The organism is Bifidobacterium pseudolongum subsp. globosum, from assembly GCF_000741295.1.
Taxonomy (GTDB): domain Bacteria; phylum Actinomycetota; class Actinomycetes; order Actinomycetales; family Bifidobacteriaceae; genus Bifidobacterium; species Bifidobacterium globosum.
Map to the genome: position 1 here is coordinate 430,850 of NZ_JGZG01000005.1, position 17,782 is coordinate 448,631.

Genomic DNA, 17,782 nt, shown 5'->3' on the forward strand with positions numbered 1-17,782 from the left:
CGATGTTCACACGCCATGCACTGCCATGGTGCGCATCACTTGGTCTGCAGCTGGTTGCTCGTCTCGTCGAAATCGGCCATGGCGTACGCGCGGATTGTGGGATCGTCGTACGTGTTCTTGTAGTACGTCATCGTGTTGGCCGAGAACCCGCTCGTGAAGATCGTCTTCTCATACTGGCCGTTCGACATCATCGAATTGCCGTCGACCATCGCGGCGCTCGACAGCGTCTTGAACAGGCGCGTGACGTTGTCCTGCTCACCCTTCTGCTGCGGGTAGTGCGCGTTCGTGTATGACACGCGCACAAAGCGCGACGTCGAGTTCGGATCGCCCGGCAGGCCGTGGGCGCTCAGGCCCGCGCCCCACGCCTTCAGGTCGGCATTGCCCCACTTGACCGATTCGATCGGCTTCGGGTCGACGTTGATGTAGTTGATCAGGTTCTGCATGTGGTACGGGAACTGCGGCTGGTTGGTCAGCGCGTCGATGTCGTCATGGTACACATGCATGCCATCGGCCATGTATTCCACGACGATGCTGCGCGTGGCGTCGCCGATGATCCAGTGGAGCATCGAGACCGGGTACTGGTCGTTGATCGGCTTCGCCACGATCGTGACGTTCTTGAGCGCCTCTTCCACATCGTCGACCGACGTGAAGTTGCGTGCCACCCACAGCGGGAACTCATAGGCGGCCACATTGGTCGTAAGATTCACGCTGTCGGGTGCATATTCGGCATAGCCCGGGAAGTTCAGGCCGGCGACGGCAAGACCGGCGTCGTTGGCGCAATCGAAATACAGGGGGGTGTCGTCGGCGATGATGCCGACACCAAGCACCGCATGGTTGCGGTCCTCGGCGTTGAACGCCGGCTGGTAGTTGTAATCCTTCGGGGTGTACAGCACCTTCTCGCCGTACGAGAACGACCAATCGAGATTACGGCCGAAGAACATGTTGTCTTCGCCATCGATGAAACGGACCGCAGTGCACATGGGTGATTCCTTTCTTCGAGGCCGCCTTGTGAATCGGCGGCGTGATGGACTGCTATTGCGATTATAGGGACGTATGGCGTGGATCCGTCTGGTTATCGTTATGGGAATAAGTGCGGGAGCAACACACCGCGGAAACGCGGTTCTGACATCGGCTGAACGCAGCGCGCACGTCAAGGCGCACGGTACTAGAGTTGGAATGAGCATACAGGCCAATCCGGGCGCACCCAATGCGGCAACGGCCGGCGCACAGCACATAAGGACAGTTCCCATGGAAGACCAGACAACAGACCACACCGACACTTTGACCACAGCGGCATTCGACGCCGCGACCGTACGCGCGCTCGAACAGCCGCTGCTCGCCGATGAGGTGCCGCTCATGCGCATGGCCGCCAATGCGACGGCACGAACCATCCTCGACGTGATCGACCAAGAGGAATGGGATGAACCGAGCCTGCGCGTCTGCGTGCTCGCGGGCGCCGGAGACAACGGCGGAGACGGCCTGTACACCGGGGCGATACTCGCCGCGGAAGGCCTGAACGTCACCGCGATCGCCGTAGGCCGTACGCTGCACGACGCCGCATACGAAGCGTTTCTGGACGCCGGAGGACACATCTACGCCCTCGACCCATCCAACGACATCCCCGGCTGCCCCAGCGGATTCCCCGCAGGAGAAGCCGGCCAACGGCTCGAACATGCCATCGCCTTCGCCGGCAAAGCCCATATCCTCATCGACGCCATGACCGGCATCGGCGGCACCGGAGCGCTCCACGGCATCCCCGCGGCCATCGCCTCGGTACTTGGGCGCACCGTCACACCACCACGACGACTGGGCCTGCCCAACGACGAACTCGCCATCGACTTCCCCTTCGTCGTGGCCGTGGACACCCCATCCGGCATAGGAGTCGACGACGGCTCCCTCCCCGGCGCCTACATTCCCGCAGACGTCACCATGATGTTCGGCGCGCTCAAACCATGCGCCATGCTTCCACCCGCCTCACTGGCCTGTGGCAACGTGGTGCTAGTCGACTTCGGCTTCGACGTGGACGATGCCACACCCACCGTGGAAACAGTCGACTGCGGGTACGCACAGAACGCGCTGCGCATCCCCCTCGTCGAAGACGCCAAATACAACCGTGGTGTGGTTGGCCTCATCACCGGATCCACGCAATACCCCGGAGCCGCCGTACTGTCCAGCTGCGCCGCCGCACGCTCGAACACCGGTATGATCCGCTATCTCGGGCCCGAACGCGCCCAGAATCTGGTGTTGCAGTCCCTCCCTGAAGCAGTGATGGGCAAAGGGCATGTACAGGCATGGGTCACCGGATGCGGTGTGCCGGACACCGACCATGCCGACACCACGGATATCCAACGCACCGCCATCAGCGCACTGCTCGCCCATTACAGCCTCACCCAAGACGGCGCGAACAGCGAGGCGCTCGCCATGCCGCCAATTGTGGTGGATGCCGGTGCGCTTGACCTGCTTCCGGACCATGTGCCACCGCAGGTGGTGATCACACCCCATGCCGGCGAACTGGCCCGTTTGCTCACCCGGATCGATGCTCCGACGACCCGCGACGAAATCATGGCCGAGTCATTGCGGCAGGCACAGCGCGCTTGTGAGCTCACGGGAGCGACCGTGGTGCTCAAGGGGGCCTATACGGTAATCGTCGGCACTGACGGCAATGGCGGCATGCGCACCTTGGTGTGCGGACGTGCACCGGCGTTCCTCGCCACAGCCGGCGCGGGCGATGTGCTCGCCGGCATCATCGGCGCCTTGCTCGCGCAACGGGCGCAGGAACTGATCGACGACCCGACGCTTGTGGCCGAAATGGCAGCCGGCGCGGTCTATACACACGGTTTGGCGGCGGCCATGGCGGCGCACAGCGACCAGCATGCATGGCAGACGCCGCACCTGTACGGCGAGCCGAAGCCGGACATCGCCCAATCCGCATGTGGGCATCCGATCATCGCCAGCGATGTGATTGCCGCACTGCCCTCGGCGTTTGACCTGCTCAACACCACCGCGCGTTACGAGGACTGATGGCCCCAGCCGGTGCCACCCATCCTGCTCCGGTCTTCGCCAATGGCGTCATACGGCATTTGTTTGCATGCAATCCACCAGACCACGGTGGCGAGGCCGAGTACGAACGTCCACGGTGACCGCCATGTGTACACCCCGATCGTCAGGGTGTACAACAGCGCGGTGCGGGCCACATAGAACGCCAGACGTTGCGGCATCGTGCGCTGCCCTGATTCCACCGTCATACGGGTGAGGAAGCAGCCGATGGTGCGCCCATGGGTGCACCACGGCACAATGCCCTCGAACACCACGAACCATACGCTGAGCAGCACGAGGAACGCATGCCCGTCAGGGGCAACCGCTCCATGCCCAAGATACGACCACAGCACGATCGACAGCATCTGGCACATATAGATAATGCCCATATCCACGGCAAGTGAGACACACCGGCGCAGGAACCCCGGATGCACGGTCACCTCCGCCTTGTCAATGAGCGGTGCGGGGAATGCACGGTTGCACCACAGCCCCAGCACGATGCCGATGGCGCCGCCAAGCGTATTGGTGATGACATCGTCAACGTCGCAGATACGATATGCGCATGGATAGAGGTGGAAGATGCCGGTGAGCTGGGCGACCTCGATGCAGATCGATGTGGCGCAGCACACCGCGACCGCCACCCATGACGGCAACCGGAAGAAACGGGTCAGGAAGAATCCCATCGGCACAAACAACACGATGTTCATACCCAACTGGAGAATCGCGGTCATACCTTCGGTGCGGATATCGACGATGAACTGCAACGGGTTGAGCTGCGCACCCAGATGGTGCGTGGCGCAATAGGCGGTGGGATCTTGCGGCCATGGATACATGGTAAAGCAGCCAAGTCCAAGCACATACAGCATGAACGCATAGACGCCAAGCACGCTCGCAGGCCGGAGACGGTTGTCGCGGTGGTACAGATAGACGGCCGCCGGCACCGTCAACAGCACCGACACGAATGGCCACAGCAGGACCGCCAATTGGAACGGCTTGGAAAAGGATGCGAGGAACCCGGTCATGATGCCTCCCCTGCTTGATAATGATGGACGTGATATTGCTATGCATCCAAGGTATGGGCGTATATGCGGCTTGCCTATCATCCCCATGGCCGGTTTTGACCACCATGTAGTCCTTGGGAATGATGTGCGGTGCGCTGTGAGGAAAACCACAGGAATGTACGCTGCAGCCCCCTGCCCTTTTGCCGGTTTGTGTGCCATACTCAAGCGTGCAAGGTGCCGCGTACGGGCCATGCCTGCCATGAGACATGGGTGTGGTGTGACGGCACGGCATGATTCATTTGACGTAAGGAGCGCATCATGACATTGCTGCAACATGAAATCACCGACTTCACCGTTTCTGCATACAACAACGGTCAACTTCAAGACGTGAGCAAGAAAGACCTGCTGGGCCACTGGTCGGTCTTGTTCTTCTACCCCGCCGATTTCTCGTTCGTCTGCCCGACGGAACTCGAGGATCTGGCCGACCAATATGACAAGTTCAAGCAGGCCGGCTGTGAGGTCTATGCTGTCTCGTGCGACACCCAGTGGGTGCACAAGGCCTGGCATGATTCGAATGAGAAGATCGGCAAGGTGAACTACCCGATGCTCGCCGATCCCACCGCCACGCTGGCTCGTGACCTGGATACGTACAATGAGACGACCGGTCTCGCCGAGCGCGGTGATTTCATCCTCGATCCGGAAGGCCGTGTGGTGGCATACGAGGTCATTTCTTCGAATGTGGGGCGTGACGCCGACGAGATCCTGCGCCGCGTCAAGGCCTCGCAGTTTGTCTACGAGCACAGTGATCAGGTTTGCCCGGCCAAATGGGAGCCCGGTGAGGAAACAATCAAGCCGAGCCTCGACCTCGTTGGTGAGCTCTGATAGATGTGACCACCCCACAATCGAATATGTATGACGCCGTCGTCATCGGCGGCGGCCCGGCAGGCCTGACCGCCGGCATGTACCTAGCGCGCGCACGCTACCGCACGCTCATCATCGAACAGGCGGATTTCGGCGGACAGATCACCATCACATCCGAAGTGGTGAACTACCCGGGCGTACCGATGACCGACGGGCGCAAACTCACCGCCGCGATGCGCCAACAGGCGCAGGATTTCGGCGCCGAACTGCGCATGGGCGCTGTGACCGGCATCGACGCGCAAGGCGACATCAAAACCGTGCATACCACGCGCGGTGACGTGCAATGCTTCGCCATCGTGCTCGCGATGGGCGCAGCGCCGCGCAAGATCGGGTTCGCGGGCGAGCGGGAATACGCCGGCCGTGGCGTGGCCTACTGCGCCACATGCGACGGCGAGTTCTTCACCGGCAAAGACGTGCTCGTGGTGGGCGGCGGATTCGCCGCGGCCGAGGAATCCGTGTTCCTGGGACGCTATGCGCGCGCGGTGACCGTGCTCGTGCGCGAAGACGACTTCACTTGCGACGCCGCCGTGGCCCAGCACGCCAAGGACGATCCAAAGATCACCGTGCGCTACGGCACCGAACTCGCCGGCGTCACCGCAGGGGCAAAAGGTCTCACCGAAGCGATGCTCAAAGACGCCCACACCGGCGAGACAAGCGTGTGGAAGCCGCAGGACGGCGGCACGTTCGGCGTCTTCGTGTTCGCCGGCTACGAACCGCAGACGCAGATCGTGCGCGGCGTGGTGGAGCTCGACCCCAACGGCTACGTGGTGACCGACGCCGCGCTGTGCACGTCGGTCCCCGGCGTCTTCGCCGCGGGCGACCTGCGCGTCAAGGATCTACGGCAGGTCGTGACCGCGACCGCCGACGGCGCCATCGCCGCAGTGCATGCGGAGGAATACGCCGCCGCAGCGAGCACGCGCACCGGCATCACACCGCAGGCGCCGACGTCGACCCCGTACCAGCGCCGTGAGGCGCAGGGTGAGGCCGGCGCGCCGTCGCAGACAACGCCCGCGCCGGCCGCGAGCACGAGCCCGCAGGCCGACGCCGAGCATCCGGTGAGTGCGGTGTTCACGAACGATGTGATCGCGCAACTCAAGGTCGTCTTCGCGCGCATGGGGCGTCCGGTCACGCTGCAGCTCCAGCTCGACCGCACGGAACTGTCGCACCAGTTGCAGTCGTTCATCGACGAGCTCGTCTCGTTGAGCGACGGCAAGCTCGAGTCGATCAGCGAGACCGTCGAGGAGCTCTCGGCCAATGGGCGCGGCGCGGTGGACTACGACCGCCCGCTGCCCTACGCCACGCCGATGGTGCGCCTGATGGTGCGCGACGACTCCGGCATGCTGCAATCCACCGGCATCGCGTTCCATGGCGTGCCCACCGGGCACGAGTTCCATTCGTTCGTGCTCGGCATCTACAATGCCGCCGGCCCCGGCCAGCCGCTGATCGGCGACGAACGCGAACACATCGAAGCGATCCATGACCCCGTGGAGATCATGCTGCTCGTCTCGCTCACGTGCACGATGTGCCCGGAGACGGTGCGCGCGGCGCAACGCATCGCCGCGCTGAACAGCAATGTGCGCGCCGAAGCGTACGACCTGGCGCACTTCCCCGAGCTTAAGGAACGCTACGACGTGATGAGCGTGCCGTGCATCGTCGTGCGCCGCCACGGCCGTGAGGCGATCGAGTTCGGCAAGAAGAACGTCTCGCAGATGCTCGACGTGCTCGACGCGGTCTGACCGCGCGACTTGAGCGGAGGTAGCCGGGGTATAGGAACAACCATCATCCGGCTACCTCTTTTTGCTATACCCAACCATTGCCATATCACGGTCCGGGCGTTGAGCGAACGGGGCGCAAGACGCTACACTGTGTGATGGGCGCGCCGGTGATCGGCGTGCATTCCCGACCCAACCACAACACAAGGAGCCGGCCCATGACCTCACCCCAGCCCATCACCGACGTCGTGTTCGATTTCTGCGGTGTGCTCATCGACTGGCAGTGCCGCGCGGCGCTCGACGGCCACTACCCAGCCGAACTGGTGGACCGCATCGCCGCGGACGACGACCCGTACGGGTTCTTCCGGTATGAGGACGACATGGACTCGGGCATGGACTTCGCCGATGTCTATCCGCGCGTCGTCGCGGAACAGGGGCAGGAGATCGCGCGCATCTTCGAGTATTACATCGCGCATTATGGCGACGCGCTCCCCCGCCTGATTCCGGGCGCGGAGGAACTGCTGCGCGACCTGACGCAGGGCGGCGTGCGCGTCTGGGGATTGACGAACTGGTCAGGCGAGACGTTCCACTATGCGTTCGAGCGCTTCCCGCAGCTCGACGCACTGCTCGGCGGCACGGTCGTCTCCGGCGTGGAGAAACTGCGCAAGCCGAACCGCGACATCTACGAGCTCGCACAGGCTCGCTTCGGGCTTGACCCCGCGCGCACGGTGTTCTTCGACGACACCCAGAAGAACGTCGAAGGCGCTGCAGACTCGGGCTGGCATGCGCGCCGCTTCACCGACGCACAACAGGCGCGCCGCGACCTCGCCGCGCTCGGCGTGCAGTTGGGCGAACACTGACCGACAGTTGACCGCAGAACAGGGGAAAACACCATGGCGACACTACTGCAGCTCAAATACATCGTGAAAATCGTGGAATGCGGGTCGATGAACGAGGCCTCGCGTGCACTGTACATCTCGCAACCCGCGCTGAGCTCGTCGGTCAAGGAACTGGAGAACGAGCTGGGCATCGAGATCTTCACGCGCTCCTCGCAGGGCATCGCGCTAACCGTGGACGGCGCGGAGTTCCTCACCTACGCGCGCCAAGTGCTCGACCAGGCGGCACTGCTCGAGGAACGCTACAAGAACGCCAAGCCGCGCAAACAACTGTGCTCGGTCTCCACACAGCACTACATGTTCGCGGTGGAGGCGTTCGTGAAGATGATCAACTCGTTCCGCTCCGACGAATACGAGTTCACAATCCGCGAGACGCAGACGCGCGACATCATCAACCAAGTGGCGAACATGCGCTCGGACATCGGCATCCTGTACCTGTCCGAGTTCAACAAGCAGGTGATTGGCAAACTGCTGCGCGAAAAGCATCTGGAGTTCCACCCGCTCTTCCGCGCTCCCCTGCACGTGTTCATCTCGCGCGACAATCCGCTCGCGATGAAGAAGAAACTGACGATGGAAGACCTGAAGCCCTACCCGTTCATCCAGTATGAGCAGGGCAACGAAGGCAGTTTCTACTTCGCCGAAGAGGCGGTGTGGCCCGACTATGCGCCCAAGCAGATCAATGTGACCGACCGTGCGACGATCCTCAACTTCATCATCGGCCTCAACGGGTACACGGTCTGCACCGGCATCGACAACGGCGACCTCAACAACGAGCGCATCGTCACCGTGCCGTTGGAGTCCGACGAGACGATGCTGCTCGGCTGGATCACCAACGAACGCGCCAAGCTCTCCCACCCCGCCCAGATCTACTTGGACAAGCTCAAGGAGGTCATCGCCGAGCACGGGTATACAATCCTGTCGGAGTGATGAATAAACAGATTATTAATAATTATATAAGAAGAGAATAAAACGAACCTACTCTCTATGCTGTTTGCTTTGTGCGCTTGTGGTGTGGCGGTGGTGGGTTGTGGTTTAATGCTTACTTTTCGTAAGTACCATACTTCTTGATAGTGCACATGCTACACTCGTCCCATGCAAGAAATCGACATTTTCAACACAACCTGCCCCACACGGTTCGCACTATCAACAATCAGCGGAAAATGGGGGTTGCTCATCATCCTCGCGTTGGCCAACCATCCCCTGCGGTTCAGCGAGCTTGTACGGCATATCGGCGGCATCAGTGAGCGCATGGCGTCACAGACGCTCAAGTATCTGGAACGCTACGGCGTGGTACGCAGGCACGTCGTACAGCACGCCACTCCCCCTCAGGTCGAATACGCCCTGACACCATTGGGCAGGCAGTTCGTCAAACCGCTCCAGCAGCTCGTGACCCTGGTCAACACGAACGCGGATGTGATGGTGTACGAGCGCGATTGAGTGCGTACACTGCGCATAGGGCTCACTCTTCCCCACCCCCTGTTTCCTGAGGGGGAAGAGACACCGTTTAGGCCATCTTTTCTCTCTTTGGCATGCATCACGTGCACGATGCATACCAAAGTCAGATAGCGTGTTCTGGTTGAATGCTGATTCTTGTACCGAGAGCATGCAGTACTTTCAATATGGTCGTGAAAGAAGGATTGCCTTGTGCACTCAGACTTTTATATAGGCTTTCTCTGCCTAGGCCTGCATCTTTGGCGATTTTCGTCATCCCCTGCGCCTTGGCAACATCACCAATAGCAGCTTGGAGCAACGCAGGATCGTCCAATTCGATTACTGCGTTGAGGTATTCGGCGATATCCTCTTCATTATCAAGATATTCCGTAACATCCCATTTGGTGGTTTTAAGCGTCATTTTATTCTCCTCGATATAAAGCAAGAAGTTTTCTCGCTTCGGCAATCCCTCTGGACTGATCGTCTTTACCACTTCCGATCAGTAAAATAACAAGCACATCATTGTCAACGGTGTAGTAGATACGATATCCCGGTCCAAAATGGAATCTCATTTCACTTATGCCACCGCCGATGCCATGATGATCTCCAGTGATATGGTCGGAGATTTCGCATTGTCTGAGCCGTGCGCTGATTTTGGCTTTTGCTTTGCGGTCCCGCAACTTGCGGAACCATTTATCGAATTGCTCAGTAGTACGAATCTCCATGGGTTAAATGTATTCTACAGGATACATTTTGTCAAGCTAGCTTGGTGTCGAGTACTTCTATGCTCATGTGCGGATAAGTTCACTTGGCTGTCATGCAGATCGGTGCGTTTTCATGTGTCGATGCGAGTGATGGAGCACAGGGCTTTGTTGCGGTAGGTCAGATCGCCGCGCGCAGTGAAGCCGAGGCGCTCCCAAAAGGCGTTGCCTGCATCGTTGCGTGAGAAGGCGACGAGGGTGCGACTTTGATGATGCCTTCGTTCGCGAGCGCATGCAGTGCGGCGTTGACGAGTGCGGTGCCGATGCCTTGGTGCCGGTATGCGGGGGTGACGGCGGTGTGGTAGATATATCCACGTCGTCCATCATGTCCTGCGAGGATGGCGCCGGTGATTGTTCCCTCTTGCTCATCGACGAAGCAGGTGTTGGGGTTGCGTTCGAGGTATCTGATGATGCCTTCGCGTGAGTCGTCGATGGTGTTGAGTCCCATGCAGGTGCATGCCATCCAGCATGCGTGTACGGCATCGTAGTCGTCGGGGGTCATGATGCGGATCATGTGGGTCCTTCTCAGGTGTATGGATATGCGTCAGTGGTTGCTATCGTATAGGAGAAGGGGAAAACGAAACCCACAGGTATGGAATGTAGCATTGACAGTATGACAGCGACCATGCTCTAGTAATCGGCAATATCTCGTTGGCCATCACAGATTGCGTACGGCTCCGACAAACAATGGCAGTCGGTCTCGTGTCATGAGTGCATACATGAATGGGCGGTCCACGGTGAAGGTGATTTCAGGGCCCCATTGTGGTGCTGCGCCTGCCACGGCGATGCCTGTGTACACGGCGGCTCGCGCCCCATGCTCGTTGACTTCGATGTGCGTGCCCTGCATGATGCCGCTGATGGCGAGCGCCCCTTCGCATATACCAGAGAAATCCGCATGTGGGATCGAATGCATCGGTGATGCCCAATGAACGCAGGATGCCGACCAGTGTTCTTGCGTTGATGGCGCTGTCGATTTCGAACCGGGGCAATGCCACTGTAGCGGTGACCGTGTTGGCATAGATGGGCATGCTTGTGGGGTTCTTGCGTGCGGCGAGTTTGGCTTTGAGCCTGTCCATGCCGGTGAGTTCCTGCTTGTCTTCCTGCGGGATGGTCTCCGCCAGTTCTGTGCTGAACGCTCGGCGCAGTGCTATGGGGTCGTGCACCAATGTCTCGAGGGTCTCTGGGTCGGGCAGGACTATGCGCAGCTCGCTGTCATCGTCGAAGGGGATATCCACGCGTTCCCATCCGAAGGTCTCATCGCATAGATAGGAGACGTCCTCACACCGTTGGTGCATGAATGGCACCGTTGCGTCCTCCTTGGTCTCCGTGGAATACTGCAGGTTCGGTGTCGTTGAGTTCAAACGGGGGTTCCATCGGCTGTCTGCGAATACGGTGCTGATGATGGACAGCAATATAGATGAAACCGGTGCATTAGCTTGTTTCGCCGTCGAACCCCTTGAGTACGTCGTAGAGTGCGATATCGGCTTCCATTGTTCTGCCCCATGGTTTAGTGATGGCAAAAGCCCGCACGGCTCGTTCCCAATGGAGCGATGAGCCGTACGGGCCATGATGAACGTATGTCAGTATTGCGGGTTGTCCGCTCATGCCCCGTACTGTGTCAGGTACTCCTCCGCGGCGCCGGCGATCTCGTCGGTCACATACGGGACGCCTTCGGCGGTGGAGAGCTGGCGGCCGGCGGCGAAGATCTCCTTGACGTTCGCGATCGCGAGCACGGGGAAGCCGAATTCGCGTTGCACGTCCTGCACAGCGGACAGGTCGCTACCCTTCGTCTTCTCCATGCGGTCGACGGAGAGCACAAGCCCGACGATGTTGACGTCGGCCTGCGCCTTGAGCTTCGGCACGACTTCGCGCACTGCGGTGCCCGCGGTCATCACGTCGTCCACGAGCAGCACGTTCATGCCGTCTTCGAGCGGCTTGCCGACCATCGTGCCGCCATCGCCGTGGTCTTTCTTCTCCTTGCGGTCGAAGGTGTAGCCGACGGTCACACCGTAGTTGAGTTCGAGCGCGATCGACGTGGCCACGGCGAGCGGAATGCCCTTGTACGCCGGCCCGAAGATCGTGTCGATACGGATCGGCAGCTGTTCGTTGTCGATCTCGGTCTGGATCTTCTCCGCATAGAAGCCGCCGAGCGTGGCGATCTTCTTGCCGTCGTCGAACGCGCCCGCGTTGATGAAATACGGCGACCGGCGGCCGGACTTCAACGTGAAGTCGCCGAATTTGAGCGCGTTCGACTCGAGGAGGAACTTGGTGAATCGATGGTCGAGTGAATCAAACATCCTGTCTCCTAACAATCATGGGTGTGCCGGGCGCGCGGCTCAGCGCCACGTGTCGCCCTTCGCGAGTTTTTCGGTCAGTTCGGGGCGCGCGTCGAGCAGTTCCTCGAGTTCGCGCGCCACGCGAATCGGCGCGGTCGGGTCGTAGAGCGCCGCTCCCCCGACCTCGACGGCGTTGGCGCCCGCGTACAGGTATTCGAGTGCTTTTTCACCCGAGTCGATGCCGCCGATGCCAATGATCGGAATGTCCGGCAATGCCGCGCGCACACGCCACACGCATGCGAGCCCGACGGGGAACACGCACGGCCCGGACACGCCGCCGGTGCGGTTCGCGATGATTGGCTCACCGGTGCGGATGTCGATGCGCATGCCGACCAATGTGTTGATCATCGACAGGCAATCCGCGCCACCCTCGGCTGCCGCGCGTGCGATCGCCGCGATGTCGGTCACGTTCGGCGTGAGCTTGACGATCATCGGCTTGTTGGTCATCGGGCGCAGACGGTCCATCAGGCGCCCCAATGCGACCGGGTCGGTGCCGACGGACATGCCGCCATGCGTCACGTTCGGGCAGCTCACGTTGATCTCGAGCATGTCCGCGGCTGAATCGGCGAGCTTCTCGACGACCTGCGCGTAATCGTCGTCGCAATGGCCGGCGACGTTCGCGACGACGGTCGCGCCGAGCCCCTTGAGTTTCGGCAGGTCGTATTCGAGGTAATGGTCGACGCCGGGGTTCTGCAGGCCGACCGCGTTGACGGTGCCGGCGGGGCTTTCCGCCGTGCGCACGCCCGGATTGCCGAGCCATTCGACCGGTGAGACGCCCTTCGTCGTGACCGAGCCCAGCTGGGCGACGTCATAGAACTGGCCGCACGCGTCCACGTTGAAGGTGCCCGAGGCGGTGCCGACCGGATTCTTCCACGGTACGCCGGCCACCACGGTGCCGTGGCGCCATTCGTGCGGGGCGTACAGATTCGTCGGGGTTTCGTTGAGTTCCTGTTCGATGTTCACGGTGTCTTCCCTCACTTGTTGTCCCATCCCAGCTGGTGTGCGGTGAAGACCGGGCCGGCCTCGCACACCTTCTCGCGTCCGTCGCGCGTGTCGACCGTGCAGGCGACGCAGGTGCCGTACCCGCAGCCCATGCGCTGCTCCATGCACAATTGCGCGTCGACACCGCGCTTCGCCGCCCATTCGGCGACCGCCTTCATCATCGGCGTCGGACCGCACGACAGGATGATGAGCTCACGGCCACCCTCCTGCAGCTTGGGCCACAGGCGTTCGAGCAGCGTGAGCACATTGCCTTCCGACTCGTCGATGCTGTGCACCTCGTCCGCGTATTTCGCCGCATACACATCGGCGAAATGCTCCCTGCGGTAGCCGAGCACGGCGAGCGCACGGCAGTCGGCGCGCCCGGCCAGTGCTTGCGCGGTTTCGAGCAGCGGTGGAATGCCCAATCCCCCGCCGACGAGCAGATAGTCGGCGTCGGCGCTGATGTCGAAAGGTTTGCCGAGCGGGCCGAGCACATCCACATGGTCGCCAGCCTTGAGCGTGGCGAATTCCTCGGTGCCGTAGCCGACGACGGCGAAGATGAGGCTCACCTTGTCGCCGTCCACGTCGCTCACGCCGAACGGGCGCGGCATCAGATGCTGTGGGTTGCTCGAATACAGGTTGACGAACTGCGCGGGTTTGACGTTCCGCGCGATGAACTCGTCACGGAACGTGAACCGGACAATGCCCGGCGCAAGCTCGTGCACGTCGGTGACGGTGACAGTGCGCCTCGTGGGCATGCGGCCGGCTTGCTCGGCCTGTTCCACTGTGTGGGAAAACGCTGTGGTTGGCATGGGTCTCCTTGTTCTTTCTTCTGCTCTGCTGATAATCGGTGGTTGCGCATCTTTCCGTGTGTCAGGCCAGTGCGACGCGCAACTGGTCGCGCATGTCCTCCGCCGCTGCGCGCGCGTTGTCGGCGACGATCTCGAGCGCGGTCTCCGGTTCGAGGCTCTCGCTGTACCGCGGGTCGTTGCGCCATGCGCCGATGATGCCGCGCGACGAGTTGACGATCGCGCCGGAGCCGTCGCGGTCGAACATGCCGGCGACCGATTGCGCGGTGCCGCCTTGCGCGCCGTAGCCGGGCACGAGGAAGAAGGTGTGCGGCATGCGCGCGCGCAGTGCAGCACCTTCCTCAGGATGGGTAGCGCCGACGACCGCGCCGGTGCGTGAGTAACCGAAACGCCCGATCGTGTCCGCGCCCCACTGCTCGACGAGGTCGGCCACATGCTCATAGACACGCGTGCCGCCGTTGAGTTCGAGTTCCTGGATCTGTGCGCTGGATGGGTTGGACGTGCGTACGAGGATGAACAGGTCGCGGTCCGCTTCCTGCGCGGCGGCGGTGAAGGGTTCGATGCCGTTTGAACCAAGATATGGGTTGACGGTCACGGCGTCCTCATGCCACACGTCCGATCCGTTGAAGCCGGTGAGGTGCTTCGCGTAGGCGGCGGCGGTCGACCCGATGTCGCCGCGTTTGATGTCGCCGATCACGTAGAGGCCGTTTTCACGCGCATACTGGCAGGTCATCGTATAGCAGTCGATGCCCGCAGGCCCGAGCGCCTCATACATCGCGATCTGTGGTTTGACGGCGGGGACGATGTCGGCGACGGCGTCGATGATGGCGCGGTTGAATTCGAAGTAGGCGGCGGCCGCGCCGGTCGCGGCGAGGTTGTCGTCATCGTCTTCGACGTATTCTCCGGCTTCGACGGCGTAGGCGCCCATGACCTGCGCCGGCACGAGCGCCGGTGTGGGGTCGAGGCCCACGACGCTGGGGTTCTGTTTGGATTCGATGGCTTCAATGAGATGGTCCATACTGCTCCTTCGTCCGTATCGCCGGCCTTATGCGCCGGCTGTATCTTGGGTCAGTCCAGCGCGTCCAGGCGGGTGAACACGAGCCGTGACCCGATGATCGTCGCGTACGGCCGTCCGGTGACCTGCCAGCCGTCGAATGGCGTGTTGCGCGCGTTGGATTGGAATTCGTCCGCCGTGACGGTCCACTCGTCGTCCAATCCGAGGATGACGAGGTCATTGGATTCGGGGTGCTCGGTCGCGGCGAGGTCGAGGGTGCGTGTGGTGGCGCACGTCGAACTCGTGTTGAGCAGGCCTGCGATGTCGGTCGAATGCCGGCCCATCAGGGACGCCGGGTTGAGCGCCATCAATTCGATGAGCCGCTCATTGCTGATGTAGCCGCCGTCCACGAGGATCCTGTGGCATACGCCGAATGCACATTCGAGGCCGATGATGCCGTTCGGCGCCTCAAGGAACCCGAGACGTTTCTCGTCGAGCGTGTGGGGCGCATGGTCGGTCGCGATCATGTCCACCGTGCCGTCGGCGATCGCCGCGATCGTGGCCTGCCGATCCTGTTCGCTCCTCAACGGCGGGTTCATCTTCGCGAGCGTGCCGTATGTGAGAAGCGCCTCGTCGTTGAGCGCCAGATAGTGCGGGGCGGTCTCGCAGGTGATCGGCAGGCCTTCCGCCTTCGCGCGGCGGATCGCGTCGAAACTGATCGCCGTGCTCACATGCTGGAAGTGCACGTGCACTCCGGTTTCGCGCACCAGATCGATGTCGCGCTGCACAATCGCCAGCTCGGTGTCTTCCGGGATGCCCGGCACGCCAAGCACCCGCGACACCGGACCCTCGTTGACGGCGCCGACATCATGGTGTTCGCAGTGTTCAATCAGATACAATCCGGTATCCTTGACGTTCTGGAACACGGCGCGCAACACTGGCGCAGGCACGGCGGCCCCGTCGTCGCTCATCGCGGTGACCGGGTGGGCGATCTGCGCGGCGTCCTTCTCACCGTCATGGTCGGGCATATACCACGCCCAGTCCGCCGGATCGCTCGGCACCTTGCCCGCACGGTCCTTCGTCGCGCATACACACAGCTCATAGCGCACCGGCAGCGTCACATCGTGGATCTGCTCATAGTGCTGCAGGTAGTCGATGACATTGCTGCAGCCTGCGTCGAGGATCTCCTGGGCGCCCGGCTCACCCTCATGCACGCGCTGCCCGTCCATCGCCGGCACGGTGTTCGGCATGATGAGCACGTTCGTGTAGCCGCCGGATGCCGCGGCCGCACACCCGGAGACCATCGACTCCTTGTACGTCTGGCCCGGGTCGCGGAAATGCACATGCGGGTCCTCAAGGCCCGGCGCCACGGTGAGCGCGGACGCATCCAGCGCCACATCCCGGGTTTCGTCGGGCACGATCAGGTCGATGCGCTCGCCTGTGTCCCATACACGGATGTTGGTGAAGGTGACTGCCATCAGAACTCGGCCTCCTCATCGCAGTAACGGCAACGGTACGCCTCGCCATCCGTGCGGTCGAGGTAGAATACCTGATCGATGCCGGGCTCCGTGGTCGTCACACAGCGCGGGTTGACGCAGGTGATCACGTTGACGACGCGTTCGGGCAGCGTGGGGGTCATCTTGTCGACGATCCGGCCGCCATGGATCACATCCACGGTCGCCGATCGCGCCACCAGCCCCAGCACATCAAGGTCGATCGCCGTGTCCGGGTCCTCGATCTTGATGATGTCTTTCGTGCCGTACCGGTGCGAATCGGTGTTCATGATGAGCGCGAGCTTCGTGGACGCCGGATTGATGCTCAGATAATCCAGCACCTTGAGCGCCGTGCCCGCCGGCACATGGTCGATGATGATGCCGTCCTGAATGCTGGTGACTTCCATCAGGCCGCGACCTCCTTGTTCTCGAACGCGTCAAAACCGGGCAGGGTGTCTCCCAGCACGGAGCTTTCCAACGCCATGCGCATGAGCATGCCGTTCTTGACCTGCTCGAAATACGCGGCGCGCGGGTCGTTGTCGACGTCCTTGGCGATCTCGTTGACGCGCGGCAACGGGTGCAGCACCGCCATATCGGGTTTGGCGAGCGCGAGTTTCGCCTCATCGAGGATGTAGGTGTCGCGCAGGCGCAGGTAGTCGTCTTCGTTGAAGAAGCGTTCCTTCTGCACGCGGGTCATGTACAGGGCGTCGAGGTCGCCGATGACGGAGGTCAGGTCACTGACTTCCTCGTAGGAGCAGCTGGGTGTGGCGTTGATGCGGTTGAGCACGTATTGGGGTGTGCGCAGTTCCTTGGGTGAGATGAGGATGAAGCGCACGTTGCCGAACCGGCACAGGGTTTCAATCAGGGAGTGGACGGTGCGTCCGAAGGTGAGGTCGCCGCACAGGCCGATCGTCAGGTCGTTGACACGGCCGAAGCGTGATTGGAGGGTGGCGAGGTCGGCGAGGGTCTGCGTGGGGTGCATGTGGCCGCCGTCGCCGGCGTTGATGACCGGCACGGAAGCGGCTTCGGCGGCGACAAGGGCAGCGCCTTCCTTGGGGTGGCGGATGGCGACGACGTCCACGTAGTTGGAGACGGTTTTGAGGGTGTCGCTGATGGATTCGCCTTTGGTGACGGAGGCGAGTTGCGCGCCGGCGAAGCCGATGACCTGGCCGCCGAGCCTGAGCATTGCCGTTTCGAAGCTCAGGCGGGTGCGGGTGCTGGGTTCGTAGAAGAGGGTGGCGAGCACCCGGCCGTCGCATGTGTGGGCGACTTCGCGCCGGTGGGTGTCGATGTATCTGGCTTTGTTGAGCAGGGTTGTGATGTTCGCTACGGACAGATCGTCCAATGTGATGACGCTCATGCCCACCATTGATTGTTCAGCCGGCGTGTGCGAATGCATATCCAACGGTTC

The 17,782-nt window shown here is 61.7% G+C and carries 19 protein-coding genes and 1 pseudogene; 6 read left to right on the forward strand and 14 right to left on the reverse strand.

Annotation, left to right across the window (positions count from 1 at the left end; all coding sequences use genetic code 11):
* Window positions 1-35: 35 nt before the first annotated feature.
* Entirely contained in the window at window positions 36-980 is a 945-nt protein-coding gene (gene bsh, locus BPSG_RS04110; protein WP_026643092.1) for a choloylglycine hydrolase, read from the reverse strand.
* Between the two features lie 268 nt (window positions 981-1,248).
* Here bsh and BPSG_RS04115 point away from each other — a divergent pair, with 268 nt between their 5' ends.
* Window positions 1,249-3,021: a bifunctional ADP-dependent NAD(P)H-hydrate dehydratase/NAD(P)H-hydrate epimerase gene (locus tag BPSG_RS04115; RefSeq protein WP_026643093.1), complete on the forward strand. Its 1,773-nt coding sequence runs from the start codon at window positions 1,249-1,251 to the stop codon at window positions 3,019-3,021.
* Here the strand turns inward: BPSG_RS04115 and BPSG_RS04120 are convergent.
* Window positions 3,009-4,058, reverse strand: a complete 1,050-nt coding sequence (locus tag BPSG_RS04120) for a VanZ family protein (RefSeq protein ID WP_051591920.1) — start codon at window positions 4,056-4,058, stop codon at window positions 3,009-3,011. The two genes, BPSG_RS04115 and BPSG_RS04120, sit on opposite strands and share 13 nt — an antisense overlap.
* A 297-nt stretch (window positions 4,059-4,355) precedes the next feature.
* Between BPSG_RS04120 and ahpC the strand changes: the two genes are divergently transcribed.
* The 5 genes from ahpC (at window position 4,356) to BPSG_RS04145 (ending at window position 9,003) form a co-directional block, all read left to right on the forward strand.
* Entirely contained in the window at window positions 4,356-4,919 is a 564-nt protein-coding gene (gene ahpC, locus BPSG_RS04125; RefSeq protein ID WP_026643094.1) for an alkyl hydroperoxide reductase subunit C, read from the forward strand.
* Between the two features lie 26 nt (window positions 4,920-4,945).
* On the forward strand, window positions 4,946-6,694 hold the full coding sequence (locus BPSG_RS04130) for an FAD-dependent oxidoreductase (RefSeq protein WP_033502353.1): 1,749 nt from the start codon (window positions 4,946-4,948) through the stop codon (window positions 6,692-6,694).
* Window positions 6,695-6,888: 194 nt separating this feature from the next.
* Window positions 6,889-7,530 carry an HAD family hydrolase gene (locus BPSG_RS04135; RefSeq protein ID WP_026643096.1) on the forward strand — a complete coding sequence of 214 codons (642 nt, stop codon included), beginning with the start codon at window positions 6,889-6,891 and terminating at the stop codon, window positions 7,528-7,530.
* A 33-nt stretch (window positions 7,531-7,563) separates the two neighbouring features.
* Entirely contained in the window at window positions 7,564-8,493 is a 930-nt protein-coding gene (locus BPSG_RS04140) for a LysR family transcriptional regulator (protein WP_026643097.1), read from the forward strand.
* A gap of 165 nt (window positions 8,494-8,658) precedes the next feature.
* Window positions 8,659-9,003 (forward strand): winged helix-turn-helix transcriptional regulator, encoded by a 345-nt coding sequence (locus tag BPSG_RS04145; RefSeq protein WP_026643098.1) that lies wholly within the window; start codon window positions 8,659-8,661, stop codon window positions 9,001-9,003.
* A gap of 121 nt (window positions 9,004-9,124) precedes the next feature.
* Here BPSG_RS04145 and BPSG_RS04150 read toward each other — a convergent pair whose 3' ends face one another.
* From BPSG_RS04150 to pyrB, 12 genes and pseudogenes are all read right to left on the reverse strand, one after another.
* Window positions 9,125-9,418 carry an addiction module antidote protein gene (locus BPSG_RS04150; RefSeq protein ID WP_026643099.1) on the reverse strand — a complete coding sequence of 98 codons (294 nt, stop codon included), beginning with the start codon at window positions 9,416-9,418 and terminating at the stop codon, window positions 9,125-9,127.
* 1 nt (window position 9,419) lies between these two features.
* Window positions 9,420-9,722: a type II toxin-antitoxin system RelE/ParE family toxin gene (locus tag BPSG_RS08410; protein WP_080699166.1), complete on the reverse strand. Its 303-nt coding sequence runs from the start codon at window positions 9,720-9,722 to the stop codon at window positions 9,420-9,422.
* 157 nt (window positions 9,723-9,879) lie between these two features.
* Window positions 9,880-10,272, reverse strand: coding sequence for a GNAT family N-acetyltransferase (locus tag BPSG_RS04155; protein ID WP_236822922.1), 393 nt, complete (start codon window positions 10,270-10,272; stop codon window positions 9,880-9,882).
* Window positions 10,273-10,416: 144 nt separating this feature from the next.
* Complete coding sequence (locus BPSG_RS08940; protein ID WP_129895922.1) at window positions 10,417-10,776, reverse strand: serpin family protein; 360 nt, start codon at window positions 10,774-10,776, stop codon at window positions 10,417-10,419.
* Window positions 10,670-11,326: pseudogene (locus tag BPSG_RS04160) on the reverse strand (serpin family protein); the annotation flags it as partial. The gene BPSG_RS08940 and the pseudogene BPSG_RS04160, both read right to left, overlap by 107 nt.
* 33 nt (window positions 11,327-11,359) lie before the next feature.
* Window positions 11,360-12,055 carry an orotate phosphoribosyltransferase gene (gene pyrE / locus BPSG_RS04165; protein WP_026643101.1) on the reverse strand — a complete coding sequence of 232 codons (696 nt, stop codon included), beginning with the start codon at window positions 12,053-12,055 and terminating at the stop codon, window positions 11,360-11,362.
* Between the two features lie 39 nt (window positions 12,056-12,094).
* Window positions 12,095-13,084, reverse strand: coding sequence for a dihydroorotate dehydrogenase (locus BPSG_RS04170; RefSeq protein WP_051591923.1), 990 nt, complete (start codon window positions 13,082-13,084; stop codon window positions 12,095-12,097).
* Window positions 13,069-13,887, reverse strand: a complete 819-nt coding sequence (locus BPSG_RS04175; protein WP_026643103.1) for a dihydroorotate dehydrogenase electron transfer subunit — start codon at window positions 13,885-13,887, stop codon at window positions 13,069-13,071. Before BPSG_RS04175 ends, BPSG_RS04170 begins: the two co-directional genes overlap by 16 nt.
* Window positions 13,888-13,948: 61 nt before the next feature.
* Entirely contained in the window at window positions 13,949-14,902 is a 954-nt protein-coding gene (pyrF, locus tag BPSG_RS04180) for an orotidine-5'-phosphate decarboxylase (RefSeq protein WP_026643104.1), read from the reverse strand.
* Between the two features lie 50 nt (window positions 14,903-14,952).
* Window positions 14,953-16,356, reverse strand: a complete 1,404-nt coding sequence (locus BPSG_RS04185) for a dihydroorotase (RefSeq protein WP_026643105.1) — start codon at window positions 16,354-16,356, stop codon at window positions 14,953-14,955.
* Entirely contained in the window at window positions 16,356-16,778 is a 423-nt protein-coding gene (locus BPSG_RS04190) for an aspartate carbamoyltransferase regulatory subunit (RefSeq protein ID WP_026643106.1), read from the reverse strand. The genes BPSG_RS04185 and BPSG_RS04190 overlap by 1 nt, the downstream gene beginning before the upstream one ends.
* Window positions 16,778-17,740, reverse strand: a complete 963-nt coding sequence (pyrB, locus tag BPSG_RS04195) for an aspartate carbamoyltransferase (protein WP_026643108.1) — start codon at window positions 17,738-17,740, stop codon at window positions 16,778-16,780. Before pyrB ends, BPSG_RS04190 begins: the two co-directional genes overlap by 1 nt.
* Window positions 17,741-17,782 lie beyond the last annotated feature (42 nt).

What these genes read in the sequence shown, in the direction of transcription:
- bsh (WP_026643092.1), bottom strand. Translation starts at nt 980, where the DNA reads ATGTGCACTGCGGTCCGTTTCATCGATGGCGAAGACAACATGTTCTTC.
- BPSG_RS04115 (WP_026643093.1), top strand. Translation starts at nt 1,249, where the DNA reads ATGGAAGACCAGACAACAGACCACACCGACACTTTGACCACAGCGGCA.
- BPSG_RS04120 (WP_051591920.1), bottom strand. Translation starts at nt 4,058, where the DNA reads ATGACCGGGTTCCTCGCATCCTTTTCCAAGCCGTTCCAATTGGCGGTC.
- ahpC (WP_026643094.1), top strand. Translation starts at nt 4,356, where the DNA reads ATGACATTGCTGCAACATGAAATCACCGACTTCACCGTTTCTGCATAC.
- BPSG_RS04130 (WP_033502353.1), top strand. Translation starts at nt 4,946, where the DNA reads ATGTATGACGCCGTCGTCATCGGCGGCGGCCCGGCAGGCCTGACCGCC.
- BPSG_RS04135 (WP_026643096.1), top strand. Translation starts at nt 6,889, where the DNA reads ATGACCTCACCCCAGCCCATCACCGACGTCGTGTTCGATTTCTGCGGT.
- BPSG_RS04140 (WP_026643097.1), top strand. Translation starts at nt 7,564, where the DNA reads ATGGCGACACTACTGCAGCTCAAATACATCGTGAAAATCGTGGAATGC.
- BPSG_RS04145 (WP_026643098.1), top strand. Translation starts at nt 8,659, where the DNA reads ATGCAAGAAATCGACATTTTCAACACAACCTGCCCCACACGGTTCGCA.
- BPSG_RS04150 (WP_026643099.1), bottom strand. Translation starts at nt 9,418, where the DNA reads ATGACGCTTAAAACCACCAAATGGGATGTTACGGAATATCTTGATAAT.
- BPSG_RS08410 (WP_080699166.1), bottom strand. Translation starts at nt 9,722, where the DNA reads ATGGAGATTCGTACTACTGAGCAATTCGATAAATGGTTCCGCAAGTTG.
- BPSG_RS04155 (WP_236822922.1), bottom strand. Translation starts at nt 10,272, where the DNA reads ATGATCCGCATCATGACCCCCGACGACTACGATGCCGTACACGCATGC.
- BPSG_RS08940 (WP_129895922.1), bottom strand. Translation starts at nt 10,776, where the DNA reads ATGCCAACACGGTCACCGCTACAGTGGCATTGCCCCGGTTCGAAATCG.
- pyrE (WP_026643101.1), bottom strand. Translation starts at nt 12,055, where the DNA reads ATGTTTGATTCACTCGACCATCGATTCACCAAGTTCCTCCTCGAGTCG.
- BPSG_RS04170 (WP_051591923.1), bottom strand. Translation starts at nt 13,084, where the DNA reads ATGGGACAACAAGTGAGGGAAGACACCGTGAACATCGAACAGGAACTC.
- BPSG_RS04175 (WP_026643103.1), bottom strand. Translation starts at nt 13,887, where the DNA reads ATGCCAACCACAGCGTTTTCCCACACAGTGGAACAGGCCGAGCAAGCC.
- pyrF (WP_026643104.1), bottom strand. Translation starts at nt 14,902, where the DNA reads ATGGACCATCTCATTGAAGCCATCGAATCCAAACAGAACCCCAGCGTC.
- BPSG_RS04185 (WP_026643105.1), bottom strand. Translation starts at nt 16,356, where the DNA reads ATGGCAGTCACCTTCACCAACATCCGTGTATGGGACACAGGCGAGCGC.
- BPSG_RS04190 (WP_026643106.1), bottom strand. Translation starts at nt 16,778, where the DNA reads ATGGAAGTCACCAGCATTCAGGACGGCATCATCATCGACCATGTGCCG.
- pyrB (WP_026643108.1), bottom strand. Translation starts at nt 17,740, where the DNA reads ATGGTGGGCATGAGCGTCATCACATTGGACGATCTGTCCGTAGCGAAC.